The 9605-nt window shown below is 40.0% G+C and carries 9 protein-coding genes, 1 tRNA gene and 1 riboswitch; of the genes, 2 read left to right on the top strand and 8 right to left on the bottom strand.

What is annotated here, in order from left to right; genetic code table 11:
* Positions 1-2: 2 nt before the first annotated feature.
* Positions 3-74: transfer RNA gene (locus tag L2D08_RS21935), tRNA-Asn, on the bottom strand.
* A gap of 481 nt (positions 75-555) precedes the next feature.
* Between L2D08_RS21935 and L2D08_RS21930 the strand changes: the two genes are divergently transcribed.
* Positions 556-792 carry a hypothetical protein gene (locus L2D08_RS21930; protein ID WP_242237329.1) on the top strand — a complete coding sequence of 79 codons (237 nt, stop codon included), beginning with the start codon at positions 556-558 and terminating at the stop codon, positions 790-792.
* Between the two features lie 520 nt (positions 793-1312).
* On the opposite strand, the gene L2D08_RS21925 is transcribed toward L2D08_RS21930, so the two are convergent.
* The 3 genes from L2D08_RS21925 to L2D08_RS21915 all read right to left on the bottom strand — a co-directional run bounded on the left by L2D08_RS21925 (position 1313) and on the right by L2D08_RS21915 (position 3673).
* Positions 1313-1741, bottom strand: a complete 429-nt coding sequence (locus tag L2D08_RS21925) for a hypothetical protein (RefSeq protein ID WP_242237328.1) — start codon at positions 1739-1741, stop codon at positions 1313-1315.
* Complete coding sequence (locus L2D08_RS21920; protein WP_242237323.1) at positions 1707-2072, bottom strand: DUF5068 domain-containing protein; 366 nt, start codon at positions 2070-2072, stop codon at positions 1707-1709. The genes L2D08_RS21925 and L2D08_RS21920 overlap by 35 nt, the downstream gene beginning before the upstream one ends.
* Positions 2073-2719: 647 nt before the next feature.
* Entirely contained in the window at positions 2720-3673 is a 954-nt protein-coding gene (locus tag L2D08_RS21915; protein WP_242237322.1) for a carbon-nitrogen hydrolase family protein, read from the bottom strand.
* A gap of 262 nt (positions 3674-3935) precedes the next feature.
* Positions 3936-4036: riboswitch (SAM riboswitch) on the top strand.
* A gap of 82 nt (positions 4037-4118) precedes the next feature.
* On the opposite strand from L2D08_RS21915, the gene L2D08_RS21910 reads away from it, so the two are divergent.
* The gene (locus L2D08_RS21910; protein WP_242237319.1) at positions 4119-5246 is read left to right on the top strand and encodes a 5-methyltetrahydropteroyltriglutamate--homocysteine S-methyltransferase; all 1128 of its coding nucleotides are present in this window, start codon (positions 4119-4121) and stop codon (positions 5244-5246) included.
* Positions 5247-5406: 160 nt separating this feature from the next.
* Here L2D08_RS21910 and L2D08_RS21905 read toward each other — a convergent pair whose 3' ends face one another.
* The 4 genes from L2D08_RS21905 to L2D08_RS21890 all read right to left on the bottom strand — a co-directional run bounded on the left by L2D08_RS21905 (position 5407) and on the right by L2D08_RS21890 (position 9567).
* Positions 5407-6873 carry a sodium:solute symporter family protein gene (locus tag L2D08_RS21905; protein WP_242237316.1) on the bottom strand — a complete coding sequence of 489 codons (1467 nt, stop codon included), beginning with the start codon at positions 6871-6873 and terminating at the stop codon, positions 5407-5409.
* Positions 6870-7070 carry a DUF3311 domain-containing protein gene (locus L2D08_RS21900; RefSeq protein ID WP_242237313.1) on the bottom strand — a complete coding sequence of 67 codons (201 nt, stop codon included), beginning with the start codon at positions 7068-7070 and terminating at the stop codon, positions 6870-6872. The genes L2D08_RS21905 and L2D08_RS21900 overlap by 4 nt, the downstream gene beginning before the upstream one ends.
* A gap of 349 nt (positions 7071-7419) precedes the next feature.
* The gene (locus L2D08_RS21895) at positions 7420-7950 is read right to left on the bottom strand and encodes a DUF4241 domain-containing protein (RefSeq protein ID WP_242237310.1); all 531 of its coding nucleotides are present in this window, start codon (positions 7948-7950) and stop codon (positions 7420-7422) included.
* 741 nt (positions 7951-8691) lie between these two features.
* Positions 8692-9567 (bottom strand): SDR family oxidoreductase, encoded by an 876-nt coding sequence (locus L2D08_RS21890; protein ID WP_242237307.1) that lies wholly within the window; start codon positions 9565-9567, stop codon positions 8692-8694.
* Positions 9568-9605 lie beyond the last annotated feature (38 nt).

Genomic DNA, 9605 nt, shown 5'->3' with positions numbered 1-9605 from the left:
GGCTCCGCAGGCAAGACTCGAACTTGCGACCGATCGGTTAACAGCCGATTGCTCTACCACTGAGCTACTGCGGAATAGTTTGTACTAACGACAGCTATATAATAATATCATCTTAAAAAAATAAAATCAATACTTTTTCAAAAAAATACTTATTAACTTTCTTCTTTTACTGTTTTCTTTTCTAGCAAAGCGAAACATACCCCTTTAAGAAAACCGTTGTATAAAGTTTTGAATTTATTATGAAGAGTGATACTTATCAAAAGTAGAAAATATAAAATATGAATAAAGCAGAAGGTTAATAGATTAAAAACCCATGAGAAACCTTAAGAAAAACTTTTTTAGAAACGTATTATTGAGTAATCACTTGAATCGTGGTGCCTTACTCGTTTAGGCTTTACTGCACGCTCACGCTGGGATTTTATATGACTTTCTCACCCCCTGCTCTTTCCTTCTTTAACAAATGCACCTGTTAAGGAAAAAAATGTATTCGCACAAGCAGCCTGTATAATTCATCATGGAATACACATCCTATCTCTGCTTAGGAGGTGAGATATCATGACTAATCAAAGAAATAATCAAAACCAACAAAATAACAAAGGTGTCGCAGAGAGCATTAAGAACACAGCAGGCTCTGCCTTTGAAACCGCGCATAATGCTTTAGAAGCAACAGAAAATGTTGCCATGAATGCGGTTGATGCTACGAAAAACGCTGCAACGAATGCAGTTGATGCTACGAAGAATGTGACAAACAACTTAACAGGCAACAACAGAAACAATCGAGGCAATCAATAAGGAACAACGAAAAACGCCATTTATCTGGCGTTTTTCGTTATTGCTTACATTAATGAAACATCAAGAATTAAATAACGTTTATTTAGTTTAAATACACATACTGCCTATTCATAACACCAGCCCGCTTCATTCGTTAAAGAACAATACCTTTTGTTTAAATAGAAATTTCACCGGTTATCAAGTTTTTACAAATCCCTCCAACTAAGAACAAATTCATCATTAAACAGGACTATCAACTTTTTAGACAGCCAAAAACCAGTAGCTGAAGGGACACTGGTTTTTCAGTTTATGACTTATCTAGACAAAGTAAAAGCTGCGGTTCTGCCTTTAAACAACGCTTTGCCATCTGTTCCATAAAACGGGCCAAACTCTAAATCAAACTTCTTAAAGATCTCGAATTCATCTTTATTAAATAAAAATACATGTAATTTTCCGCCTTGCTGTTCGGACGCAATCTCTTGCGGGACTTATGGTTCAGCCATTCCTTCAGCAAAAGCTGTCCCCCTGTTTTCATCAATTCTTAATTTAGAGCCGATATTCCAATACTTACCGGTGCATCCGACTGGTTATCAATTTTCAGTTTAACCGTTAAAGCAACAACTCCACTTTCCCCAAAATTTTTGAAACGCTCGACGTTGGCTACGGTTGGAATCACTTCGGTATACTCCACCCCTCCAAGGGTTACTTCCACATCGTCAATTTGTTTTGTTTCATTGATTCCGGACTTTTCAAAGATCATTTTCTTGTTGGCCACGCTATCAGTAATCAGGCGATCTTGATGAAATTTTGGCTGACTGGCTGTTTGCGCACCTTGTTCAGTACGATAAATGAAATCATAAGCCGGCGATTGATGCGGCTTACTATTTTTAAATTGGTCGTTATCCGCAAGATCGCCTTCGATAATATATTTTTGTTTAGTTGTTATAATACATCGGTTTGCTGGTTCCATTTCCAATCGCTGCTTTAGCCGAAACCACATATCCATTAATTTGGTCATTAAATGGGATCATAGAATCTTCATTCATATCGGTAACTTTCACAATTGGATATTCATCCACTAAAACCTTAAAACCGTTCATATCATGGGTGAATTTAGGCTCTTTATTCGTATAAACCACTTCAACATTTCCTTCTGTTTCTGCAGCGATTTTTGGATTCAAGATCTCACTGGATTCAGAAGTTGATTTTTCTTCAGCGGAACTTGTTTCTTCCTTGGCACTAACCGCTTTGGCTTCCTCTGTTTTTGGTTTAGGATCGTCCTTCACCCCCGGTTCAGACACTTTTTCTTCATTTTTACATGCTGCAAGCAATGGCAGGAATGATTGTCCCTAACAAAACTTTTGATTTCCCCACGTTTTCACATACCTCTTTAAATTAATTTTTATTACTATACGGTTATGACATGCATTTTTTTTTCAGTAATTTTTCTCATTTTTTACGAGTATCCTATATTTTTAATGGATACATACTAGTTCTCTTCAAAAGTAAGTAAAAGATAAAAGCTGCCTCCGATCTTGTGTTTAGACGGAGACAGCTTTTTTTTATCTATTCTTTTTGGATTCCCGCCTTCTATCTTCGGTTTTAGAAAAGATCTTCCTTCTTTTCGGAAAATTCGTTGAATCTTTTAAGCTGGCTAAACGTATAGAAGAAGGTCGAATTCATCTTCGGAGGAGATACTTTCAGCACTACAACATGGCTTTTCATCGTTATTTTTCTTGTGGCGGGACTACTTATTATTAATGATATCCGTAAAGAAAAGAAATAACGGGATCGAAAACTTGTTCATCCGCCTTGAGCTTTTTCGTTTAACTGCTGTCTGATCCTATGCATATACACTCCGCCTGCAGCATACATTTCTTATCCCGCAGGCTTGTTCTACGTCATTTTCATTTTGCAAAAGATACATCGTTTTACATAAGATTTTTTCTTACTTTTTAAAATGTATATTTTCTTTTTTTTCTTCGTTAACGAGAAGTTGAAATACGTCAGGCCGTGAGTAATGGCCTACCGCATCAAAATCAAATTGGCTGTAAGCAATATCGTGCAGGTCCAAATCCGCGATTAGTATGTCTTCTTTTCCAAATACCGGCTCTTTTATATAATCTCCTAAAGGACCCACAATGGCGCTGCCGCCCGGGCACATCTCTTCTGGTGAATGCTCTAATTCCGCGTAGCCAGCCAGGTCTTTCGGATACATTTCTTTGTTTACGTACTGGTTGCAGGATAGCACAAAGCATCTGCCTTCCGCGGCAATATGGCGAATCGTCGACTGCCAGAGTTCCCGAGAGTCCGCAGTGGGTGCAATGTAAATTTGGACACCTTTTGCATACATCGCAGCTCTCGCCAGCGGCATATAGTTTTCCCAGCAAATCAGCGCTCCTAATTTTCCATATGGTGTATCAAAAACAGGAAGTGTGCTGCCGTCTCCTTCTCCCCAGATTAACCGCTCTGAACCTGTTGGTTTCAACTTACGATGTTTGCCAAGAAGCGAACCATCCGGACCAAAAAACAAAACGGAGCAGTAAAGAGTTCCCCCACTGTACTCTGTGTCCCGCTCAATTAAGCCGATCACAAGGTACACTCCCGCTTCCCGTGCCGCTTCCCCCAGCCGTTTTGTTGTTTCACTAGGAACAGGTACAGCGTTTTCCCAGTAGCGAAGCCAGTCTTTTCTTCCTTCCGGTGAACGGCTGCCGACAACCGCGCCAAAGCTCAGTCCTCTCGGATAAGCCGGAATAAAAGCTTCTGGAAATACAACAATCTTGGCTCCTTTTTCTCCTGCTTCTTTTGTTAAGGCAATCGCTTTTTCTGCACTCGCCTCTTTATCCATAATCACAGAAGCCGCTTGGACAACGGCTACTCGTACGTTACGTTGATTTGTCATGAGACTCTGCCTTCTCTCTGTTTAAAGAATAGTTTGTATTTTTCCATATTATTTATAGTAAGATAAAAAAATTATTTTGTATCCATCCAATTCGACCGTTCGCTTCTGGTCCAATTTGCCCTTCTATCGCTTCCTTTATTTAAATAATTGGAAACCTTTTCATTTTTTCGTTTAAAATGAATTTTTCAAACTTTCATTGACAAGGTGCTCGAACAAGTGTAATTTAGTTTCTAGTTACATATTAGTTACATATTTTTGAATATTCTTATCTCGAGAGGTGGAGGGACTGGCCCTAGGAAACCTCGGCAGCGGACTATTAAAGTACTGTGCCAATTCCAGCAGCGATTTGCTTGAAGATAAGAAGAGAATCCGTTTTGACGATTACCCTCTTCTTATTTTTAAGAAGAGGGTTTTTTAATTTTGAAAGAAAGAAGGAAATAAAGTTATGACAAACACATTTGTAAAAGCTCCATTTAAAGCGGATCACGTAGGGAGCTTTTTGAGAACAGCACCTCTTAAAGAAGCCAGAACTGCTTATACGAACGGGGAAATCGATAGAGCTGCCTTAAAAGCGGTAGAGGATCAAGAAATCGAAAAGCTTGTCCAAAAACAAATTGAAACAGGCCTTAAATCGATTACCGATGGTGAATTTAGACGCGCGTGGTGGCATTTAGACTTTTTATCAGGCCTAGAAGGAGTAGAAGAGTTTGAAACGGAATACATCAGTCAGTTTAAAGGGGCTAAAACAAAAAACAAGGCGATTAAAGTAGTAGGTAAAGTAGCGTTTAATGATCATTATATGCTCGAACACTTCACGTTCTTAAAAGAAGCGGTTGAAAAATATGGAGATGGAAGCCAGGTTGCTAAATTCTCTATCCCAAGCCCTAACATGTTGTTTACTAGAATCCAAGAGGATGAGTATTACAACGGGAACAGCGAGCAGTTTTATCATGATACAGTCGCTGCTTACCAAAAAGCGATTCAAGCTTTTTACGATGCGGGCTGCCGTTATCTGCAGCTAGATGACACTTCATGGATTGATTTTGTTTCCGAAGAGCGCATCAATGCCGTTGTTGAAAAGCTTGGCATGGACGTACAAGATATTATTAATACGAGAGTAAGCTGCTTGAATGATGCTATTGCTAAGAAACCGGAAGATATGCTGATCACGATGCATATTTGCCGCGGAAACTTCAGATCTACGTATATTACAAGCGGCGGCTATGATAATATTTCAGATGCAATCTTTGCGAACTTAAACGTAGATGGGCTTTTCCTTGAGTATGATGATAACCGCTCAGGTGATTTTGAACCATTGAAAAACTTTACGCGCAATGACCAAACGGTCGTATTGGGTTTAATTACATCTAAATTCCCTGAATTAGAAAATTCAGAAAACATTAAAGAAAAAATTCAAGAAGCCAGCCAGTTCATTCCTTTAGAAAACCTATCATTAAGCCCTCAATGCGGGTTTGCAAGTACAGAAGAAGGAAACGAATTAACAGAAGAAGAACAATGGAATAAAATCCGGCACGTTGTTCAAATTGCAGAAGATGTCTGGGGAAATAAGTAAAAAGTAATTAAAAAGAAAAGAGCTCTCCTATCTGCAGGAGGGCTCTTTTCCCGCTTAATCTTTGATTTTAGCATTAAAGATTAAGCCTATACTAAAGGGCCGTTCCTTCATTTGTGGAACGGCCCTTTCATCGATTTAAAGTATTTTCTTTTTTACCGATTTAATTTGTCTCGGCTGTGTCATATTGCCCTTTTCGAGTAGCAAAGCTGACAACCATCATTACTATAACGTTAACCGCCAGAGCAATAATACCAATATTAATATCTTTTAATGATTGCGGTAAAAAGGGAAACAAAGCTGCAATCGTCGTTTGACTAAGAGTAATGTAAGCGACTGTCGCAAGTCCGGAGATTATACCAGCCGCTGCCCCATACTTTGTAACAACATTTTTCTTCATTAAACTAAAGTAAAGTGACGGAGCCAGCTGTGTCATTAAGCTGTAACCCATCAAAATAATATTGGATAAAGTCGTTCCGCCATTCAAAGTAAAGTAAACCGCTGTAAGAGAAACTGCAGGAACAAGAAGCTTGGCCAGCTTTCCGATTGTTTCATCCGTTGCCGAAGGTACGAAGACTCTATAGACGTTTTTGGACAATAAAGTGGCCGTACTCATGACAAGTAGTGAACCAGGCACCAGCGCTGTTAATAATCCCGCTCCCCCTATGATCCCAATCACCCACGGGTCAAACGTTTCGATGGAAAGACGCAGTAAAGCAAGATCCACTTCTTCCCCTTCTAATCCCGGCACCTTTAAAATCGCTGCTGTTCCGACAAAGAATACAAACAATAACATCAGTGTATACAACGGGCTGATCATCGCATTCTTGCGAAATACTTTTGCGTTTTTTGCGGTATAAGTGGAGCTAAACACTTGCGGCCACATATAAAAACCTAAGACAAGCAGCAGCACCGTAGAAATAAGCCAGGAAACGCTAAGGCCCTGCTCAGGGAACTTTAGTAGTTCAGGTTTCGCTGCATGAACGGCCTCGAACATCGGCTGATATCCGCCATAATAATGAACAGGCAAATAAATGCCAAGAAAGCCTATAATACCTATCATCATAATGTCTTTTATGATCGCCGTCCAAGCTGATCCATGTACACCCGATACCATCACGTATATAGTAAGACTTATGGCACCCAGCCAAACGGCTGTGTTCATAGAAATCGCTCCGTATGATGCCTGCGAAACGATAATGCCCATTCCTTTCAGCTGAACAACAATTACAGGGATCATTCCGATTACACCAACCAGCGCAACCAGAACCCCTAAATATGGACTTTTATACTTACTTACAAAGAAGTCAGACTGTGACATCAACTGATGTTCTTTTGCATATTTCCATATAACAGGCAGCAGCCAATAAGATAAAACATACGACAGGGTGATATACATCAGAACATACAAAGCGGGCGCTCCTTTACCGTAAGCCCAGCCGCTGCCGCCCAGGAAGGAAAACGTCGTATAAATTTCTCCAGCCATCAAAAGAAAGACGAGCATGGCTCCAAATCCTCTTCCGCCGACTGTCCACTGTTCTAAATTCATCTCTTTTCCTTTAGTAGATCGGATTCCTAAAAAAACGGACAAAAGTAAAAATCCTAAAATAATCAAAAGAGCCGTATTCATTTTCCGTCCCCCTCTTTATTTCGGGGGTCCAATTTATACATGATGCCTAGAATAAGAGAAGTAAGAAGGGTCCACAAAACTACCCAAAACATCACAAACGGCATCGAAAAAACAAAAGGCTCCACCTTGTTCACGAAAGGAAGAAAGCCCAGCATACCTATAAAAGGTATTATTGAAAGAATGTACATAACTTTCATTGTGACATCACCATCCAGCTATCGGTTAGTAAACAAGCCATCAAGGAATTCCTTTCAAGCAGTTTAAAACGCAATTTAAATTACAGTTCAATTATTGCTTTATACGACTCAATAATCTAGTTTTTTTTGTTTTTTTCATTAATCAGTTGATTAAAATCACTCAGCTGTTTTTCAAAGGAATCTATTTACTGCCCCTTCTTCCTTTAAATTGACCATTTTATTTGCATAGAATACTCATATTCATATTGAAATCTATTTAGACATTCTTCTTAGTACTAACATTATGATTAATATTAATACTTATATTAAAGGTAACCATAAGTCTGCCGCTGTTAGGCAGGGGCAGGGATTATTCCTCATCTTCTTCAAAAAAATAAAGTGAGACTGCTGTAATTTCTTTATCACTATTATATTGAACAAAAACGGGATAGCATCCATCACCCCAGCCAGAAACTGAAACTACTCCGCCTGGTACAATGCCACCCTGCTCACCCGATGCCGTCTGATCGCAACAGGCCACATAATACTTCACTCCCTCTTCATCCATTTCTATATCGTAAACATTTTTGAGACTGCCAGAAATTACTTCATCCCGGCCATAAATGGATGCATCAAAAATACCTGCCTGTGCGGAATCCACCATAATATCCATATCTGATTCTATCCATTCATACTCGAGAGAGGATTCTTTATGGTAAGTGGTTAGTCTGGAGACCGTTTCGTCCTCTTCATAAAAAATGACCGCTGCCCATTCTCCTCTTTTAACATTGGTTAACAGACAGGATTCTTCCTCATCCCCGCATTCAACCGGATAACAAGGATCTCCCACAATCAATTGATCACTTTCTACCAGGAAGCTTCCTATCACTTTTGAATTCATTCCCCTACTCCTTTTTAATAAATGATAAACTGGCTGCATGCAGATGACTGATCCATACAAAAATTGGTTTGTTACCCTTTTTAGGCTTATTACTTTATTTTTTTCTTTAGCTTAATAAATAGCCTGCAATACTTCTTTTTGATTTTTTGAGCTTTTCATCCACTTTGGCAGCCTGCTTTCAGTACTCATATAGTACAATTCGGACGGTCTTATCTTTTGTGCAATATACAGTTCTACATGGGTAAGATGTTCAAAGTTAAAAAACCAAAGTGTGTGCCCGCAGCATGGTGTCTGTAAAAATAGCGGATAGCCAAAATACCAGTCTGCTGCCTGTTTCCCATCAAACAACTCAAAGTCATATGCCCATATATTATCCCACCGTTTTTTAGGGAAATTATTTTTTATAAACCCACACTGTTCGCCCAAAAACCGTTTTGGCTCATGGCCTATCATTCTAGCTTGGTACCGGTCTTTTGTATGGTTGGGTGTAAAAATGCGCACAACTTTCGCATACTGAACAATAAACAAGAAACAAGTCTGAATAGGCTAATAGACTTGGTCCAATGTCATTTAACAAAATGGTCCCCTTCCCTAACTGGTGGTTTTCTCTTACTATATTTTATATCACCATGTATTGTGGGGGAAGTTAACAGATATTCCACACAAGCTGTTCCTTTTATCTTTACACTCAAAAAAAAACCCGGCCTCTCTTATATGTAGAGAGGCCGGGTTTCATACATATCATTGGTTTGTTTGAGAAATATGCATGATAATTTGCGGTAGTGCTTCGCTGACTGGCGTCGATGGACGGCCAAGCAGCTTGTCAAAATCGTCGCTGTCGGCTTCCAGTGCACCTTCACGAATCCCCCGCTGGATTTCTACAAGAAATGGCAGAAAATCGTCTGGTACGCCTGCTTCTTTCATGATATCTGCATAAGCGGTATCATCGACTTGCTGAACTGGTATTTCCTTACCAAGTATGGTGCCAATATCGGATACCAGCTCTTCCTGGGTCATAGGCTTACCAGAAAGTTCATAAATGGTATTGGCGTGTCCTTCCCCAGTCAGTACAGCAGCGGCTGCCTCCGCATAGTCCTGCTGCGGCGCCCAGCCTACTTTGCCGGAACCTGCTGAAGTGACCCAGGGCGCACCCGCGACTGCTCCTTGAATACTTGGAATTTCGTTTTCCAAGTACCAGTTGTTTCGCAGGAAAGAGTATGGAATGCCCGTTTTTAAGATCGCTTCTTCTGCAGCGCGGTGCGGCGGTGCCAAAAATAGGGTGCTTTCACTCGCATTCGTTAAGCTCGTATACGCAATAAATCCAACCTGCGCGTCTTGAGCTGCTTTTACTGCGTTTGTATGCTGGCGGATTCTTGTTTCATTATCTCCATCTGCAGAGATAATGAGCAGACGGTCGATTCCTTGAAAAGCAGAAGTTAATGTTTCAGGAGAATCAAAGTCCCCCTGCCGGACTTCCACTCCCTGATTCTTCAATGCTTCTGCTTTTTCCGGATTGCGGACACTTACAGCCAATTGGCTGGCTGGAACAGTTTTTAATAATGTTTCTACGACCTTCGTTCCTAATTTCCCTGTTGCACCTGTCACTAATATTTTCACGGCTCATTCCTCCAAATCTGTTTTAATTTTATCTTTCT

The organism is Domibacillus sp. PGB-M46, assembly GCF_022668875.1.
Classification (GTDB): Bacteria; Bacillota; Bacilli; order Bacillales; family Domibacillaceae; genus Domibacillus.
This window is presented reverse-complemented; position numbering and strand designations above follow the sequence as displayed.